Source organism: Sorangium sp. So ce363 (assembly GCF_051520435.1).
Classification (GTDB): Bacteria; Myxococcota_A; Polyangia; order Polyangiales; family Polyangiaceae; genus Sorangium; species Sorangium cellulosum_B.
In genome coordinates this window covers 6067864-6084324 of record NZ_CP150333.1, presented here as the reverse complement: position 1 = coordinate 6084324, position 16461 = coordinate 6067864, and the positions used below count along the sequence as shown (strand labels likewise).

The 16461-nt window shown below is 72.6% G+C and carries 12 protein-coding genes; 6 read left to right on the top strand and 6 right to left on the bottom strand.

Annotation, left to right across the window (positions count from 1 at the left end):
- Positions 1–71: 71 nt before the first annotated feature.
- Both WMF12_RS22755 and WMF12_RS22750 read right to left on the bottom strand, forming a co-directional pair.
- Complete coding sequence (locus WMF12_RS22755) at positions 72–1256, bottom strand: GspE/PulE family protein (protein WP_437873609.1); 1185 nt, start codon at positions 1254–1256, stop codon at positions 72–74.
- On the bottom strand, positions 1253–2326 hold the full coding sequence (locus WMF12_RS22750; RefSeq protein WP_437873608.1) for a CAP domain-containing protein: 1074 nt from the start codon (positions 2324–2326) through the stop codon (positions 1253–1255). The genes WMF12_RS22755 and WMF12_RS22750 overlap by 4 nt, the downstream gene beginning before the upstream one ends.
- Before the next feature lie 146 nt (positions 2327–2472).
- Between WMF12_RS22750 and WMF12_RS22745 the strand changes: the two genes are divergently transcribed.
- The 5 genes from WMF12_RS22745 to WMF12_RS22725 all read left to right on the top strand — a co-directional run bounded on the left by WMF12_RS22745 (position 2473) and on the right by WMF12_RS22725 (position 9506).
- Positions 2473–3468, top strand: coding sequence for a DMT family transporter (locus tag WMF12_RS22745; protein ID WP_437747712.1), 996 nt, complete (start codon positions 2473–2475; stop codon positions 3466–3468).
- A 51-nt stretch (positions 3469–3519) separates the two neighbouring features.
- Positions 3520–4533: a zinc-dependent alcohol dehydrogenase family protein gene (locus tag WMF12_RS22740; RefSeq protein ID WP_437747711.1), complete on the top strand. Its 1014-nt coding sequence runs from the start codon at positions 3520–3522 to the stop codon at positions 4531–4533.
- A 164-nt stretch (positions 4534–4697) separates the two neighbouring features.
- Positions 4698–5804: a beta-N-acetylhexosaminidase gene (gene nagZ, locus WMF12_RS22735; protein WP_437873607.1), complete on the top strand. Its 1107-nt coding sequence runs from the start codon at positions 4698–4700 to the stop codon at positions 5802–5804.
- The gene (hutI, locus tag WMF12_RS22730) at positions 5801–7084 is read left to right on the top strand and encodes an imidazolonepropionase (protein ID WP_437873606.1); all 1284 of its coding nucleotides are present in this window, start codon (positions 5801–5803) and stop codon (positions 7082–7084) included. The genes nagZ and hutI overlap by 4 nt, the downstream gene beginning before the upstream one ends.
- Before the next feature lie 55 nt (positions 7085–7139).
- A complete protein-coding gene (locus WMF12_RS22725) occupies positions 7140–9506 on the top strand; it encodes a Tex family protein (RefSeq protein WP_437747708.1) in 2367 nt (788 codons plus the stop codon).
- A gap of 38 nt (positions 9507–9544) precedes the next feature.
- Here WMF12_RS22725 and WMF12_RS22720 read toward each other — a convergent pair whose 3' ends face one another.
- Complete coding sequence (locus WMF12_RS22720) at positions 9545–10624, bottom strand: alpha/beta fold hydrolase (protein WP_437873605.1); 1080 nt, start codon at positions 10622–10624, stop codon at positions 9545–9547.
- Positions 10625–11200: 576 nt separating this feature from the next.
- Between WMF12_RS22720 and WMF12_RS22715 the strand changes: the two genes are divergently transcribed.
- Positions 11201–12271 (top strand): formin, encoded by a 1071-nt coding sequence (locus WMF12_RS22715; protein ID WP_437873604.1) that lies wholly within the window; start codon positions 11201–11203, stop codon positions 12269–12271.
- Positions 12272–12514: 243 nt separating this feature from the next.
- On the opposite strand, the gene WMF12_RS22710 is transcribed toward WMF12_RS22715, so the two are convergent.
- The 3 genes from WMF12_RS22710 to WMF12_RS22700 all read right to left on the bottom strand — a co-directional run bounded on the left by WMF12_RS22710 (position 12515) and on the right by WMF12_RS22700 (position 16454).
- Entirely contained in the window at positions 12515–13858 is a 1344-nt protein-coding gene (locus WMF12_RS22710) for a hemolysin family protein (RefSeq protein WP_437873603.1), read from the bottom strand.
- 164 nt (positions 13859–14022) lie between these two features.
- The gene (locus WMF12_RS22705; protein ID WP_437873602.1) at positions 14023–15159 is read right to left on the bottom strand and encodes a tRNA pseudouridine synthase B; all 1137 of its coding nucleotides are present in this window, start codon (positions 15157–15159) and stop codon (positions 14023–14025) included.
- A 29-nt stretch (positions 15160–15188) separates the two neighbouring features.
- Positions 15189–16454, bottom strand: coding sequence for a lysophospholipid acyltransferase family protein (locus WMF12_RS22700; RefSeq protein ID WP_437873601.1), 1266 nt, complete (start codon positions 16452–16454; stop codon positions 15189–15191).
- Positions 16455–16461 lie beyond the last annotated feature (7 nt).

Below are 16461 nucleotides of genomic sequence, written 5' to 3'. Positions count from 1 at the left end.
GCGGATCGCACGGCGAACCGCTGCGCGCCTGGCCGACACGCTCGGCAAGACCTCCTCCAGAGCGGGGAGCGTCACGTCACGCGGAGCACCTCGTCCAGGGAGGTGAGCCCCTCCTTCACCTTGGCGAGCCCGGCCTCGCGCAGCGGCACGAGCCCTACCTTGCGCGCGGCGTCCCGGTACGCGCGCTTCCCCGCCCGCGCCTTCACGAGATCCCGCAGGTCGTCGTCGAGCTCCAGCATCTCGAACAGGCCCATGCGCCCCCGGTAGCCCGTCAAGTGGCATGTCTGGCACCCGACGCTGCGCTTCAGCTCGGCGCCCTTCTCGATGAGGACCTTGTCCTCTTCGCCCGTCACGGCGGTCTCGAGCTCGTACGTCTCCGCGCATTCCTCGCAGAGCTTGCGGACGAGCCGCTGCGCGACCACGGCGAGCAGGGCGTTCGCCACGATCCACGACTCGGCGCCGAGGTCCACGAGGCGCGCGACCGTGTCCACCGCGTCGGAGGTGTGCAGCGTCGACAGCACGAGGTGCCCCGTGAGGCTCGCCTGCAGCGCGATCTGCGCCGTCTCGGGATCGCGCATCTCGCCCACCATGATCACGTCCGGGTCCTGCCGCAGGATCGCGCGCAGGCCCGTCGCGAACGTGAAGCCCTGCCTCGGGTTGGTCTGCCCCTGCGTGATGTCGGCGAACTCGACCTCGATCGGATCTTCCAGCGTGACGATGCTCAGCTCGCTCGTCTTCATGACCTTGATCAGCGAGTAGAGCGTCGAGGTCTTGCCGGATCCGGTCGGCCCACACACGACGATCAGCCCCGAAGGCCGGTCGGCGAGCCGCTCGAGCCGCGGCAGGTCCCCCTCGGCGAGCCCGAGCTTGTCGAGGGCGATCAGCTGGTGGCTCAGCAGCACGCGCAGCACGAGCGTCTCGCCGTGGATCGCGGGGAACGTCGAGGCGCGCAGGTGGATGAGCGGGTGGCCGTGGAGCTCCAGGCTGAACTGGCCGTCCTGCGGCAGGCGCCGCTCGGTCATGTCCATCCGCGCGAGCACCTTCACGCGCGAGGTGAGCGACGGCGCGATCTCGATCGGGATCTGCCCTTGCGCCACCATCACGCCGTCGACGCGGTAGCGCACGCGGATGCCGTCGCGCTTCGGCTCGACGTGGATGTCGCTCGCGCCCATCGAGACCGCGCGGCGGACCAGGTGATCGAGCACCTTGACCGCGTCGAGGTCCTCGGACGCCGTGGGGGGGCGGCTCTGGCTCATCGCGCGCCTCCCTTTCCGACGACGTCGATCGTGCGGAGCGAGACCATCTTCAGCTCGTCCGAGGGGGGGAATGTCGCCCAGACGCTGACGCCGTAGAGCCCGGGCCGCCCGCGGTCGTCCAGCGGGACCTGGATGTCGAATCGATTGCCGGTCACCTGGAGAGGAATAGGCGTCTTGAAGCCCTTCGGGAAGAACGTCGCGTAGGGGGGCGGGATCGGGTATCCGCCCATCTTGAGCAGCTTCTCCGGCTTGATCGGCTTCCCCGGCTCGACCCGCGAGATCCCGACGCCCGCGATCTTCGCCGGCGCGGCGATCTCGCCGCTCACCCGGATCCGCTCGCCGACCGTCGTCCGCCTGGGCAGCGGCTGGTACGTCCCGTAGTCGTCGACGAACTCCTGCGCCACGCAGGCGATGTCGAACCCCTTCGCCTTGGCCAGCCCGACCCCGAGCGACGTGTGCGACGCTGTGAGCACGTTGCGCCGGTGCCCGTCGGCCGGGGGCTTCTCGTTCATGAAGGCCTGGTGCACGCGCTCGAGGCTCTCCGCGGAGAAGCGCGGATCCGGATCGAGCTCGCGGGGGATCGCGTCGGCGAAGCAGCCGGCGTTCTCCATCGGGAACCCGTCGCCGCCCGCGGCCGTGTAGCGCTCCTCCGGGACCGAGCCGTCGCTGCCCCAGTGGCCGGTGAAGCCGATCCGGACCATGTCCTCGGCGTGCCGCCGTCCTGCGCGCGCAGCGGTCTCGTCCCACCGGACGGGCGGCAGCTTGTGCGCCGCGCGATCGCGGTTCACGAGGCCGAGCACGTACCGCGCTGCCTCCGCGCGGGTCATCTGCTGACCCGGCGCGGGCGGGGCCTGAGCGCCCTGGGCCTCGCCGCCGGCCTCCACGCCGGCGGCCTTGCCCTCCGAGGGGCGCGCGCTCTCCTCCTCCGCCGCCCCGCCTCTGGCCTTGCCGCCGGACGGCTCCTCCGCCGGCTCCTTCGCGGCGCTCGCGCCGCACCCGAGCGCGTGGGCGCCCGCGGCGACGAGCCCGAGCCAGAGCGCCCAGGACCGGCGCTCCCGCTGACCATCCATCGCTCCTGTCCTGCTTCTCCTTGTGACTCCGATGATCGCGCGCATCGTTGCGACCGTAGCGCTTCGATGTCGCGCGCGCACCCGGGAGCGCCGACGCCTTCGGGCGCACGGCGGCGTGTACGGCGGCGAGGTCGAGGTGGTAATCGATGCGCTACGTGAGCACGTCGTCATCGTCGCAGGGCGCGGTCGCCGCGCACCCGCCCGGGGCCTCCGCGATCGTCCTCGCCGCGGAGCGCGAGGGGCGCGCGGCGCACCCGACCGCGGGCGTCCTGTGGATGCTCCTGGCCCAATCGCTCTTCGCCGCGATGAACGTCCTCGCGCGGCTCTCTTCGGAGCACGCCCCGTGGCCCGAGGTGGCGGCGTCGCGAACGCTGGTGGGCGCGGCCACCGCGCTCGGCGTCGCGCTCGTCCGCCGTGCGCCGCTCTCCGTGGGTCGGGGCGACCGGCGGCTCGCGTGGGCGCGCTCGCTCTGCGGCACCGGGGCGATGCTCTGCGGCTTCTACACGCTCGGCACGCCGCAGATCGCGCTCGGCGACGCGGTCACGCTCGGCGCGACGAGCCCGATCTTCGTCGCGCTCCTCGCGCCGCGGCTGCTCGGCGAGCGGACGAGCCCGCGCCTCTGGCTCGCGACCCTTCTCGCCTTCGCCGGCGTCGGGCTGGTCGCCGCGCCGAGGCTCGCGATCGCGGGCGAGATCGCGCTCATCGCCACGCTCGGCGCCGTCTTCTCGGCGTTCGCCATGATCTGGCTGCGCAGGATCGGCGCAGGCGGGGAGCGCGCGAGCCCCGAGGCGATCGCGCTGCATTTCTCGCTCGTGGCGAGCGCCGCGATGGTCGCGCTCTCGATCCCGGTCTGGCGGACGCCCGACGCCCTCGGCGCCCTCCTCCTGATCGGGACGGGGCTCGCCGGCGGCCTCGCGCAGCTCGCGATGACGCGCGCCTACGCGCTCGACAGCGCGGCGCGCGTCGGCGCGATCGGTTACGTCGGGGTCGTCCTGTCGCACGTGCTCGCCGCCGCTTGGCTCGGCGAGAGCCCGTCGGCGGATCAGCTGCTCGGGGCGGCGCTCGTGACGGCGGCCGGCCTGTGGCTCGCTGCCCAGGCGCTGCGCGACGCGCGGCGGCCAGGGCGTCGAGCGGCGCGTTGACCGGCCTCCACCCCGCGTGGGATAGCGGATCTCCGCTCAAGGAGGATCTGCATGAAAGCGTTCGCTCTCCAGGGTTCGTTCGGTCTCGACGCGCTCCGCCCGATCGATCTTCCGGATCCTGAGCCGGGGCCTGGGCAGATCGTCCTCCAGATGAGGGCGGCGTCGCTCAACTTCCGCGACCTGCTCGTGGCGAAGGGGCTCTACAACCCGAAGTTCTCGCTGCCGCTCGTCCCGCTCTCCGACGGGGTCGGGGAGGTCGTCGCCGTGGGGGACGGGGTGACGCGGGTGAAGGTCGGCGATCGCGTGAGCCCGATCTTCCACCAGCGATGGATCGACGGGGAGCTCTCCGCGGACAAGGCGCGGGGGGCCCTCGGCGGGGAGCTGCCGGGCGTGGCCGCGGAGCGGGTGCTGCTCGATGCGGAGGGGGTCGTCGCGGTCCCGCAGCACCTCACGGACGAGGAGGCCGCGTCGCTGCCGTGCGCCGCGGTGACCGCATGGAACGCGCTCTTCGTGGCGAGCCACATCAAGGCGGGCGACACGGTCCTCGTGCAGGGCACGGGCGGCGTCTCGATCTTCGCGCTGCAGTTCGCCCGGCTCGCGGGCGCCCGCGTCATCGTCACCTCGAGCAGCGACGAGAAGCTCGAGCGCGCGAGGTCGCTCGGAGCGTCGGAGACCATCAACTACCGCGCGAACCCCGACTGGGACGCGCCCGCGCGCTCGCTCACCGGCGGCGCGGGGGTGGATCACGTGATCGAGGTGGGCGGCGCGGGCACGCTCGCCCGTTCGCTCCGCGCGGTCCGGTTCGGCGGCCGCGTGAGCCTCATCGGCGTGCTCACGGGCGGCGCGCTGGGGGATGTCGGCCTGTTCCCCATCCTGATGAAGCAGATCACCGCGCAGGGCATCTTCGTCGGGTCGCGGGCGATGTTCGAGGACATGAACCGCGCGATCGCGGCGAGCGGGCTCCGGCCGGTCGTCGATCGCGTGGTCCCCTTCGCCGAGGTGCGCCAGGCGATCGAGTCCATGGCGAGCGGCGCACACTTCGGGAAGATCGCGATCCGGTTCTGAGCGGGCCGACCGCGACACGATGCGTCCCTCCGGCGCCGCGGCGTCCCCTCCGGCGCACCGGCATCCCTCGGAAGTGGCCTCGTCGGCCCAAGTCGTTTACGAGTCGTCTACGAACGGATTCCGCGGCCGGCCACTCGCCTGCGCCGCGCGAGAGGTGGTGGACGATGCGGCTCGATCTGGAGCTCGAGGTCCTGTGTGGTCAGCTCATCGTGGGCGGCTTCGACGGCGCGGAGCCGCCGGCCCGGTACCTGAAGGCCCTCGCCGAGGGGCGGCGGGGCGGCGCGATCCTGTTCCGGCGCAACGTCCCTGACGTGGCCGCCACGGCGCGGCTCTGCCAGGCGCTCGCCGCGGCGGGCGGCCCAGATCGGCCTCCCTTCATCGGCATCGATCAGGAGGGGGGCCGCGTCACCCGCTTGCCCGCGCCGTTCCTGACGCTGCCGTCGATGCGCTCGCTCGGCGAGCTCGCGGACCTCCCGTTGCTGCGCCGCGCGGCGCGCGCCGTCGCGTCCGAGCTCCGGGCCGTCGGCATCAACCTGAACTTCGCCCCGGTGCTCGACGTCGACTCGAACCCGGCGAACCCGATCATCGGCGATCGCGCGTTCGGTCGCGACCCTGGCGCGGTCGCGCGGAGCGCCGTCGCATTCCTGGAGGGGCTCCAGGAGGAGGGCGTGCTCGCCTGCGGCAAGCACTTCCCGGGGCACGGAGACACGGCGCTCGACAGCCACCTCGCGCTCCCGACCCTCTTGCACGCGCGCGGCCGCCTCGACGAGATCGAGCTGCCGCCGTTCCGCGCCGCCTGCGGCGCCGGGGTCGCGTCGCTCATGACGGCGCACATCGTCGTCGAGGCGCTCGATCCCGGCATCCCGGCGACGCTGTCGCGCGCCATCTGCACCGACCTCCTGCGCGGCGAGATCGGCTTCGAGGGGGTGCTCTTCTCGGACGATCTCGAGATGGCCGCGATCGCGGCGCACCACGCCGTCGAGGAGGCCGCCGCCGCGGCCGTCTGGGCGGGCTGCGACGCGCTGCTCGTCTGCCACCGCGAGGACCTGCAGGACCGCGTGCACGAGGCGCTCGTGCGCAAGGCCGAGCGCGAGCCCCGCTTCCGCGAGCGCTGCGTCGAGGCGGCCGCGCGGTGCATGGGCCTGCGCCGGCGGTGCCCGCCGCGGCCGGCCTCCTCGCCGGCGGCGTTCGCCGAGATCGTCGGCGGGCCCGCGTCCCGGGCGGTGATCGAGGACATCGCGCGGGCGCGCGCCGCGAGGGCACCGACGTGACGGCGCCACCGGGTGCCGCGCGAGGGGAGGCCGCGCAGCACCCCGAGCGCCCGTTCGCCATCACCGCGCGCCGGCTGGTCACCTGCGACGCGTCCCGCGCCTCGGCCGGCGATCCCCTCGGCGTCATCGAGGACGCCGCGATCGTGGTGCGAGGCGGCGCGATCGATGCGGTCGGCCCGCGGCGCGAGGTCCTGCGGTCCGGGGCCGGCGTGCCGATCGCGATCGAGGCCGCGGGGGTCGTCACGCCCGGGCTCGTCGACTGCCACACGCACGCGCCCTGGATCGGCTCGCGGGACGCCGAGTACGCGATCCGCATGGCCGGCGGCGACTACGAGGCGATCGCCGCGGCCGGCGGCGGCATCGTCGCGAGCATGCGCGCGGCGCGCGCCGCGACCGCCGGCGAGCTCGCGGACACGCTCCGCGCCCGCCTCCGCCGGATGGCCGCGCTCGGCGTGACCGCCGTCGAGGCCAAGAGCGGCTACGGCCTCGACGAGGCGACGGAGCGCAAGCAGCTCGAGGCGGTCGCCGAGGCGGGGAGGGACGCGCGCCTGCCCCGCGTCGTTCCGACGTACCTCGCGCTGCACGCGTTGCCCCCGGAGGCCGGCGGCGACCGCGCGGCCTACGCGGGGACCGTCGCGCGCTCCTGGCTGCCCGCGATCGCCGCGGCCGGCCTCGCGCGCTACGTCGACGCGTACATCGACCGGAGCGCGTTCTCGGTGGACGAGGCGCGGCCGGTGCTCGAGCGGGCGCGCGCGCTGGGGCTCGGCGTGCGGGTGCACGTCGGGCAGTTCGCGGACGTGGGCGGCGCCGAGCTCGCGGCCGCGCTCGGCGCCGCGTCGGCCGACCACCTCGAGCACGTCGCGCCGGCGGGCATCGCGGCGCTCGCCCAGGCGGGCGTCGCCGCCGCGCTGCTGCCCGTGGCGAGCTTCACGCTGCGGCAGGAGCCGCCGCCCGTCGCCGCGCTCCGGGCCGCAGGCGTCCCGCTGATCGTGGGCAGCGACGCGAACCCCGGCACGGCGCCGACCGAGAGCCTTCCGCTCGCGCTCGCGCTCGCGGTGCGGCTCTACGGGCTCACGGTCGCCGAGGCGATCCTGGGCGCGACGCGCGAGGCGGCGGCCGCGCTCGGCCTGGGCGGCGTGTGCGGCGCCGTCCGTCCGGGGCTGCGCGCCGATCTCGCCCTCTGGGACCTGCCCCACGAGAACGCGATCGTGCAGCCCTGGGGCGCGCCGCGCGCGCGGGCCGTGCTGCGCGACGGCGAGGTCATCGCGGCGGCGGGCTGAGGCAGACCTCAAGTCAAGCCTGGACGCGCGTGCACCCTGCGCGTATGCCGCGCCCATGACTGAGACGCAGAGCCCTGTCGCTGTCCCGAGCCGCGCGGACAGCTCGTTCGATCCGGTCCCACTCCTGGCCGAGGAGCTGAGCCTCCCGCGCCAGGGGGTCTCGGCGGTGGCCAAGCTGCTCGCCGAGGGGGCGACGGTCCCGTTCATCGCTCGCTACCGCAAGGAAGCGACCGGCGGGCTCGACGAGGTGCAGATCCGCGCCATCGAGGAGCGCCGCGCCTACCTCATCGAGCTCGAGGAGCGCCGCGCCACGGTGCTCACGGAGATCCAGAAGCAGGGCAAGCTCACCGACGCGCTCGCCTCGAAGATCCGCGCCTGCGGCACCAAGGCGGAGCTCGAGGATCTCTACCTCCCCTTCAAGCCGAAGCGCCGCACGCGGGCCATCATCGCGAAGGAGCGGGGCCTCGAGCCGCTCGCGGATCGCATGTGGTCGCAGCCGGGCGACGGCAGCCCCGAGGAGGAGGCCCGCGCGTTCGTCAGCGCCGAGAAGGAGGTCCCCGACGCGGCGGCCGCCCTCGCCGGCGCGCGCGACATCTGCGCCGAGCGCATCGCCGAGCACGCCGACGTGCGCAAGCTCGTCCGCGAGGCCTACGCGAAGGAAGGCGTCATCAAGGTCCAGAAGAACGAGGAGCACGCGGCCAAGCAGACGAAGTTCGACATGTACGGGAGCTTCGAGGAGCCCGTCGCGAACATCCCGTCGCACCGCTACCTCGCGATCCGCCGCGGCGAGGCCGAGGGCGTCCTCCGCGCCGCGATCGAGCTCGCGCCCGAGCCGCTCGTCCCGCCGATTCACGCCGCGGTGGGGCTGAAGCCGAAATCGCCGTGGGCCGGCGAGCTCACGAAGGCCGCCGACGACGCCGTGAAGCGGCTCCTGCTCCCCGCGGTCCAGAGCGACGTGCGTGTCGACCTCAAGATGCAGGCCGATCGCGCCGCGGTCGATGTCTTCGCCCAGAACCTCCGCGAGCTCCTCCTCGCCGCGCCCTTCGGCACGAAGGCGGTGCTCGGCATCGACCCCGGCCAGCGCACCGGCTGCAAGTGCGCCGTCGTCGACGAGACGGGCAAGCTCCTCGAGCACACGACGATCTACCTGGTCGGGAGCGGCGACTCGCTCGAGCGCGCGCGCCAGGACCTGCGCCGCATCTGCCGCAAGTACCCGCTCCGCGCGGTCGCCGTGGGCAACGGCACGCACGGCCGCGAGACCGAGGCGTTCGTGAAGGACGTGCTCGCGTCGGAGGCGTTGACGGAGCTGTTCTGCGTCCCGGTGAGCGAGGCTGGCGCGAGCGTCTACTCGGCGAGCGACGTCGCGCGCGAGGAGTTCCCCGAGCTCGATCTCACGGTGCGCGGCGCGATCAGCATCGCCCGCAGGCTGCAGGACCCGCTCGCGGAGCTCGTGAAGGTCGACCCGAAGAGCATCGGCGTCGGCCAGTACCAGCACGACGTCTACCAGGGGCTGCTCGCGCGGAAGCTCGACGAGGTGGTCGAGAGCTGCGTGAACCGGGTCGGCGTCGAGCTCAACACCGCGAGCGCCCCGCTGCTCGCCCGCGTCGCCGGCATCGGCCCGAGCCTCGCGAAGAAGATCGTCGCGCACCGCGATCTGAACGGCGCGTTCAAGAGCCGCAAGGCGCTGCTCGACGTGCCCGGCGTCGGCCCGCGGACGTTCGAGCAGGCGGCGGGCTTCGTGCGGGTCCGGGGCGGGGAGCACCCGCTCGACGCGAGCGCCGTGCACCCGGAGCGCTACGGGCTCGTCGAGCGCATCGCGGCGGATCTCGGCGTGCCGGTCGGGTCGCTCATCGGCGACACGGCGGCGATCGCGCGGATCGATCCGAAGAAGTACGAGGCCGGCGACGTCGGCTCGTTCACGCTGAACGACATCCTGAGCGAGCTGAAGAAGCCGGGCCGCGACCCGCGCGCCACGTTCGAGCCGCCGAAGTTCCGCGACGACGTGCGGACCATGGAGGATCTCAAGCCGGGCATGGAGCTCGAGGGCGTGGTGACCAACGTCACGGCGTTCGGCGCCTTCGTCGACATCGGCGTCCACCAGGACGGCCTCGTGCACGTCTCGCAGCTGGCGGACAGGTTCGTGAAGGACCCGAACGAGGTCGCGAAGGTGGGCGACAAGATCAAGGTGCGGGTGCTCGAGGTCGACCTCGTGCGCAAGCGCATCTCGCTCACCGCGAAGAAGGGCGGCGCTCCCGCTGGCGCGCGTCCCCAGGCGGGCGGCCCCTCTGCAGGCGGCGACGCGCGCGGCCGCAACGATCGCGGCGACGGCCGCCGGCCGGCCCAGGGGCAGCAAGGGAAGGGGCAGGGGAGCTCGTCGGGCGGCTTCCGCAACAACCCGTTCGCCGATCTGCTCCGGAAGTGAGCGGCGCGCCCGCCTGGCCCTGGGCCAGGCGGGCCGCGCTAGAACCCGTGGTCGGCGAAGAAGCGCTCGATCCGGAGCGACACGAGCTCGGGGAACTCGACCGCGGTGGTGTGGCTCCCGCCGCGGACCACGAGGATCTCCGCCATCGGTATGCGGCGCGCCATCGACTGCGCCAGCGCCCGCGGGGTGAACGCATCGCGGTCGCCGGTGATGAGCAGCGTCGGGACGTCGATCTGCTCGAGCACGTGCTCGGCGTCGTGGGCGTCCAGCGCGCGGAGGTTGCGGCAGAGCGCGTCCATGTCGAGCTGGCCGAACGGCTGCACGAGCTCGGCGAACGCCTCGCTGTCGAGCGTCCTGCCGAGCAGCCCCATTCGCTTCAGCCAGAGCACCGCGTCCGGCGGGCCGAAGGTGCTGCGCGTCACCCTGGCCGCCAGCGTGTGAGCGCGCGCCGCGAACGCCACGAACGGCGGAAACAGCCGCCCGAGCCCCGGCAGCGGCCCCATCGTCTCGAGCGGCCGGCGGTAGGTGCCGTTCAGCAGGACCAGGTTCGCGGCGAACCCCGGGAGCCTGCGGAACGCCTCCAGCGCCACCTGGACGCCCACGCTCCATCCCATCAGCGCGCCGTGCCGGATCCCTTCGACGGCGAGGATCGCCTCCAGGTCGCGGACATGGTTCGCGACCGCATAGGCGCCCGGAACGTCCGGTGACGGGCGCTTCGACGCGTACATCCCGCGGTAATCCCACGTGATGAACCGGTACTGGTCGGAGAGGTACTCGACCTGCGCCCGCCAGGCGAGGTACGGCCCGCCCAGCCCGTTGACCAGGACCACCGTCTTCGCCCCCTCGAACGGCGGCGGCGTCACGCGGTAGGTGATGTCGGTTCCATCGAAGCTCGTGACCCGCCGGGTCTCCATCCGGAGCGATGGCCGCCGCGAGGGCGGCCCCCGCCGGCCCCCGCTGGAAGGCGGGGGGGGCGCCTGCCGCCCGTCGCCCGAGGAGGCCGCGGGCGGCGCCTGCGGTCTGTTGCCGGTGGATGAAGCTGGCAGCGCGTGCGGTCCACTGCCGGAAGGAGAGCGGAGCCGCGGCGGCCGACCCCCGCCGAACTTGAACGAGACCATGAACCCCCTGCTTCCTACCCGGTCCCTTCGCGGAGGGCCAGGCTGCCGGCGGTCGCCCGCAGGATGGGCGGGGGACGCCGGCGCAGACCCGGCGAGGGCGCAGCTGCGGGCCGGCGGGGGCTGCCGTGGGGCCGGGTGGCCCGTGTGGCCTGGCGATCGCCTGTCGAAACACATCCTGCGCTGCGATCGCCATCGCGTTGACATTCCAGGCGGCGCGCCGCTAACGTGCCCGGCGGGTTGTCCGCTCGCCCGGCGCTCCCGTCGTGTTGCTGATCTTTCCCTCCCCGCTCCCATGTCGGTCTGTTGGAGGCCGGCCCGTGTCGTCTTCTGTTGCCGCTCGCGCAGGGGCAGCTCCGGTTCGGGCCGTGGTGGGTCGATTCCCTCGGGCGGGCTGGAGTTTTCAGCGCGAAGTGGTGCAGCGATCCCGTCCTCGAGGAGCCGATGGCTGAAGAAAAGAAGAAGAGCAAAATCGATCTGAAGGCTCGGCTTGGCAAAACGGCGATAGGCGGGGCGCCAGGAGCGGCCGTCCCCCTTCCCGTGCCTGGCTCGCAGCCCGGATCGGGGCCGCCTCCCGACATGAACGCGGGCCCGGTCGGCATGCCCTCGCCGCATCCGAGCGCGCGGCCGCCGATGCCCTCCGTGGGGGGCATCGCGCCTCCGCCCGGGATCTCGCCAGGCATCCCGCTGCCTCCGTTCGCGCCGGCGCCGCGTCCTGTGATCCAGACGCCTCCGCCCAAGCCGACGGCCGCCGCGCAGACCATCAAGGTCGAGGTCGGCGAGGAGGTCGAGCAGGAGCGGCGGAAGGCCTCCAAGAAGACGGCGCTCTACGCCGGCCTCGCGGCGGTCGTCGGCATCGGCGTGGGCTTCGCCATCGGCGGCGCGAAGGAGCGCGGCGATCGCGGCAAGCTCGCGGTCGACGGCGCCGCGGCGCTCGCAAAGGACGTGAAGGCCGCGAACGAGAAGATGGTGGAGCTGAAGGAGAAGCTCGATGCGGGCCGGACGGCGCTCGAGGGGAAGAAGTTCCCCGCGCAGCTCGTGGCCGAGCTGGGCGGCATCAACGTCCCGTTCGATGCCACCAACCTGGAGGGCAAGCAGATCGGCGGCCTCCCGGGGCGGGTGATGCGCCAGGTCCTCGCCTACACCACGGCGGTCCAGGATCTCAACAAGACCAAGGACAGCCTCAAGAACGTCCTCTCGGCCGCGCAGGCTCCCGTCGAGAAATCGTGGAAGGAGCAGGAGGAGCCGGTCGTGAACTTCTCGGTGGTCTTCCGCCGGGACGGCGACAAGACGCTGGCCGAGCTCGTTCCCAACAAGGCGCCGTTCCCGTTCGGCAAGGACTGGCCGGCGAAGTACACGGTGAGCCGCCTCGAGCGCACGCAGCAGGGCTTGAAGCCCGCCGACAAGGAGGCCACCCGCTGGACGAAGGGCGACATCGCCGGCGGCGATCTGCAGGCCCTCCCGGTCGATCCGCAGTCCGTCGCTGGCCTCACGAGCGAGCAGATGGTCTTCAGGCTCGCCAGCGCGATGGCGGACATCCGCAAGCTGCTCGAGGGCAACAAGGACAACCCCGTCGAAGAGACGCCCGGCCTCATCAAGGAGGGCGACGATCTCGCGAACGAGCTCCGCAAACTCTCCCTCGCCCGCTGAGCGGCACGCGCCCGCTTCGGATACGGGCCCATCTCGACGTTTTCGGTGCTCGGCGTACGGGAGTACGCCTGCGCGCCGAAAACGCCGATCTGGGCCCGTCTCCTGTGCGGGCGCGCGCCGCTCGGCCGGCGCAGATCTGAAGGACTGCGGCGCGCGAGGCGGGGCGTACCTGGTTTCGTGGTCTAGGGGAGGGGAGGGAGCGACGATGGCCCCCTCCTGCGCGGTGGGTCGGCGCTGGGGGCTTCAGGCGGCGCCGCCGGCGCCCATGGCGCGGGGGCGGACGATCTCGACCTTTCCGATGTGACGCTCGTCGCTGTCGCGCACGATGAAGCGCAGGCCGAACTTGCTCACGGCCGTGCCGACCTCGGGCACCTTGCCCACGTGCTGCGTGAGCATCCCGCCGAGAGATTCGTACTTTCCCTCACGGTCGAGCTCGGCGCCAAGATAGGCCGAGAGATCGCTCATCGATACGGCCGCGTCGGCGACCAGGCGGCCGTCGCCCAGATCCTGGATGGCAGCGCCGTCGTCCGTCTCGTCGTGCTCGTCCCGGATGTCTCCGACGATCTCCTCGAGCACGTCCTCCAGGGTGACAATCCCCGACATCCCGCCAAACTCGTCGACCACGATGGCGAGGTGCTGTCTCCGGCTCTTCATCTCCCGGAGCAGCGAAGAGAGGGGCTGCGACTCGGCGACGAAATTTGCCGGGCTCCGCGTGATCTCCCGGAGCGTCGTGTTCTTGAGCCGGCGCTCCTCGAGGACCTTGAACAGGTCCTTCGCGTAGAGGAGACCAGCGATGTTGTCGGTCTGATCCTTGTAGACCGGATACCGCGAGTGCCCGCTCTCGGTGACGATCTCCAGCACCTTCTCCAGCGGAGTGGAGATCTCGATGGCCTCGACCTTGGATCGCGGCACCATCACGTCCCGCGCCGTGAGATCGGCGAACTCGAGCACATTCCGGATCATCTCCGCCGGCTCTCGCCCGAAGAGACCAGAACGCTCGACCTCATCGACGAGGATCTCGACCTCCGCCTCGGCAACCCTCGGATCCGACGGCTGCTCACCATCCCGCGGCCCCAGCTTGGAGCCGATCCAGCCGAGCGGTACGGCGAGCGGCAGCATCGCGATTTCGAGAGGGCGCAAGAAGCGGACCGCCATCGATGCGGCCCGATCGGCGTGTTTGCGGCCCAACGTGGAGCTGACCTCGTAAAGGGCTCCGCTGAGGACGATGGTGGTCGCCAGCCCGAGATAGAGCGCAGCGCCTGGGGCAATCCGCCGGAAGAAGAGGTCGAAGCAGGCGGCCGTCAGGCTGGTCGATACGACCCAGCCGAGCAGGTAGCGGGAACGGAGCTTGGCGTCTTCCTGACGAATCCGCTCGTAGGCGGCCTTCGTGGGGCCCGTCGCCTGCTCTATCAGCGCGCCGAGCCTCGTCGCGCTCAACGTCGTCAGTGCGGTGTCGGCGCCGACGAACAGCGAGCCAAGTACAGCGGAGAGAACTGCAGCGCCGAGCGCTGGCAATGGAACGAAATCGGGACTCAAACAGAGGCTCCTAACGGACGAATCGTAACGGAACAGGCGAGGGGAGCGCAACCGGACCGGGACGCGAAATCTCAGGAGATGACGGAACCACGCGTTCTTGCCGCTCTCGCCCGAAGGCGGACTCCCCAGCTCGACCGATTCTGCCGAGCGATGCCAGTGACATGCGCCGTAGATCTGCCGAAGTCCAGGGAATTGCCGTGTGCTGTGGGTTTCTCTTATCTAGCAGCATTCCCACGCATGTCGGGCGCTTCGGAAAAACCGCGCAGGACGGAAAACCGAGTCGGCGATGGCGCTGGAAGGCTCTCACCGGCGTTCCCATCGGCGACCTCCGACGCGCCGAGCGCCACGACAACCCCGTCCGGATCGAGCCATACAGCGGCGCCAGGGTGCGCAGGAGCCACGGAGAAGTCGGATTCGGTGAGCGCTTGTCCCATGCGCGCGCGCCGGGCGCCGTGCTCGGTCAGGCGGGCGACCGGGAGGCTCGCGGCGGCTGCGTCGGCGAGCGGGCGCAGCGATGCGCGCAGCGCCTCGGTGCCGGCGTCGAGGGACACGGCCTGCTCCACGGTGAAGCTGCCGCTCGCCGTGCGCCGGAGCGCGGACAGGTGCGCGGGGACGTCGAGGTGCGCGCCCAGGTCGCGCGCCAGCGAGCGCACGTAATAGCCCTTGCTCACCCCGAGCTCGAGATCGAGGGTGGCCGGCGCCGCGCCCGCGGCCGGCGCCGCGCCCGCGGCAGGTGCACCAAACACGCCGCGCGAGGCGCCGGTCACCTCGAGCGACCGGACCTCGACGGCCCGCGCCGACAGCTCCACCGCCTGGCCGGCGCGCGCCAGGGCGTAGCTGCGCTGCCCGGCGACCTTGATGGCCGAGTAGGCCGGCGGCGCCTGCTCCCGCCGCGCCCGCTCCGCGTCGATCGCGGCGGCGATGCGCGGCGCCGCGCGCGCGAGCGCCTCACCGCCGGGAGGCCCGCCGGCCCCGGCGAGGGCGCCGAGCTCCGCGTCGAGCCACGGCGGCAGGGGCTGCGTCGCGGTGATCTGCCCGTCCGCGTCGAGGGTGTCCGTCCCCACGCCGAGGACGACGCGCGCCGTGTAGCGCTTGTCCTGCGCGGTCAGGTACGGGGCGAGCTTGGTGGCCTCGCCGACGAGCACCACGAGGACGCCGGACGCCATCGGGTCGAGCGTCCCCGCGTGCCCGATGCGCTTCACGCCGAGGGCGCGGCGCAGGCGGGCCACGACGTCGTGGCTCGTCGGCCCGCGCGGCTTGTCGATCACCAGCACGCCCTCCGGCCGCGCGCCCCTGGTCGTCGCTCGCTCGGGCTCGGCGGGCGGATCGCCTTCGTTTGTATCTTCGGGCATGGAGTGAGGATTCGCCTCGGGAGATCGCTTCATCCGAACCAGATCGACTTCCGGGTGGCCAGGGTCTCGTCGATGAGCCCCTGGATCGTCGCGCGCACGCGCTCCGCGAGGCGCCGCACCAGGATCTGATCGTCCGCCGCCTCCGGGCCGTACGCGTCGAACCGCACCGGATCGGCCAGGCGGATCTTCCACTTGGTGGGCGCCGGAACGAGGCCCAGCGGCCCGAGCGCGGGGAAGGTCGGCGTGATGGGCAGGTACGGGATGCCGAGCGCGCGTGTGAGGTGCTCGACCCGATAGAACAGCGGGTTCGTCTCCTCGGCCCCCACGATGGCGCACGGGACGAGCGGCGTGCGCGTGCGCAGGCAGAGCCGGATGAAGCCGCCGCGACCGAACCGCTGGAGCTGGTACCGGTCCTTGTAGAGCTTCCCGCTGCCCTTGACGCCCTCCGGGAAGACCGCGATGAGCCGCTCGCCCGCGAGCAGCCGCTCCGCGTTCTCCTGGCAGGCCCGCACGGCCCCGAGCCGGTTCATGATCGTGCCGGCGAACGGCAGGTAGTACACGAAATCGTCGGCCAGCCAGCGGAGCTCCCGCCGTGCCGGGTGCTCCCGCCGCACCGCGGCCCGCAGCATGAGCCCGTCGTAGGGGATGGGCCCGCCCGAATGGTTGGACACCACGAGGCACCGCCCCTCGGCGGGGATACGCTCGATGCCTTCGATATCTATCCTGAAATAAACCCTGTGCAGGAAGTCGAAGAGCGACCTGTACCGGGCCTCGTACTTGGGATCGAAGCCGAACTCGTCGACCTCCTCCGAGCGGCGGCGCAGGCCGGCGCGGCCCCACTGCCGCAGGTAGAAGTCGGTCGACAGGACGTCGCGCGCCGTCCCGGGCTCGGACAGCGGCGGCTCGCTGGCGAAGCCGGCCGACGCGGCGGGCGCTCCGCCCAGGCGCGGGCTCCGCTCGGTCTCGGGCACGCCTCCCACCGCGCCGCTCGCGTCGGGCGATGGCCCCCCGGCGAGCATCCGCTTGAGCCGCGCCTCGAGCTCCCTGATCTGGCGCTGGAGCTCCTCGGCCGTCACCGGCACGACCGGGGCGTGCACCTCGGACGACTGCGTCTTCCGCGCGTCCGAGGGCTCCGTCGGGCCGATCGGCGCCAGGTACCGGGCCTCGTCGTCCTCGACGTCGACGCTCGGCACGACCTGCCTGGGCCCCGTCCGATCGGGGCGCCCGCGCGTCGACGGCGGCGATCCATTCCCTGCCCCTGCTTCCTCGAGCTCTCGATCGTGCTCCGTGCCCATCGCTCAC

Excerpts from the sequence above, each read along its gene's own strand:
- WMF12_RS22755 (WP_437873609.1), bottom strand. The coding sequence starts at position 1,256 with ATGAGCCAGAGCCGCCCCCCCACGGCGTCCGAGGACCTCGACGCGGTC.
- WMF12_RS22715 (WP_437873604.1), top strand. The coding sequence starts at position 11,201 with ATGAACGCGGGCCCGGTCGGCATGCCCTCGCCGCATCCGAGCGCGCGG.
- WMF12_RS22740 (WP_437747711.1), top strand. The coding sequence starts at position 3,520 with ATGAAAGCGTTCGCTCTCCAGGGTTCGTTCGGTCTCGACGCGCTCCGC.
- WMF12_RS22705 (WP_437873602.1), bottom strand. The coding sequence starts at position 15,159 with ATGCCCGAAGATACAAACGAAGGCGATCCGCCCGCCGAGCCCGAGCGA.
- WMF12_RS22745 (WP_437747712.1), top strand. The coding sequence starts at position 2,473 with ATGCGCTACGTGAGCACGTCGTCATCGTCGCAGGGCGCGGTCGCCGCG.
- WMF12_RS22700 (WP_437873601.1), bottom strand. The coding sequence starts at position 16,454 with ATGGGCACGGAGCACGATCGAGAGCTCGAGGAAGCAGGGGCAGGGAAT.
- WMF12_RS22720 (WP_437873605.1), bottom strand. The coding sequence starts at position 10,624 with ATGGTCTCGTTCAAGTTCGGCGGGGGTCGGCCGCCGCGGCTCCGCTCT.
- nagZ (WP_437873607.1), top strand. The coding sequence starts at position 4,698 with ATGCGGCTCGATCTGGAGCTCGAGGTCCTGTGTGGTCAGCTCATCGTG.
- WMF12_RS22725 (WP_437747708.1), top strand. The coding sequence starts at position 7,140 with ATGACTGAGACGCAGAGCCCTGTCGCTGTCCCGAGCCGCGCGGACAGC.
- WMF12_RS22750 (WP_437873608.1), bottom strand. The coding sequence starts at position 2,326 with ATGGATGGTCAGCGGGAGCGCCGGTCCTGGGCGCTCTGGCTCGGGCTC.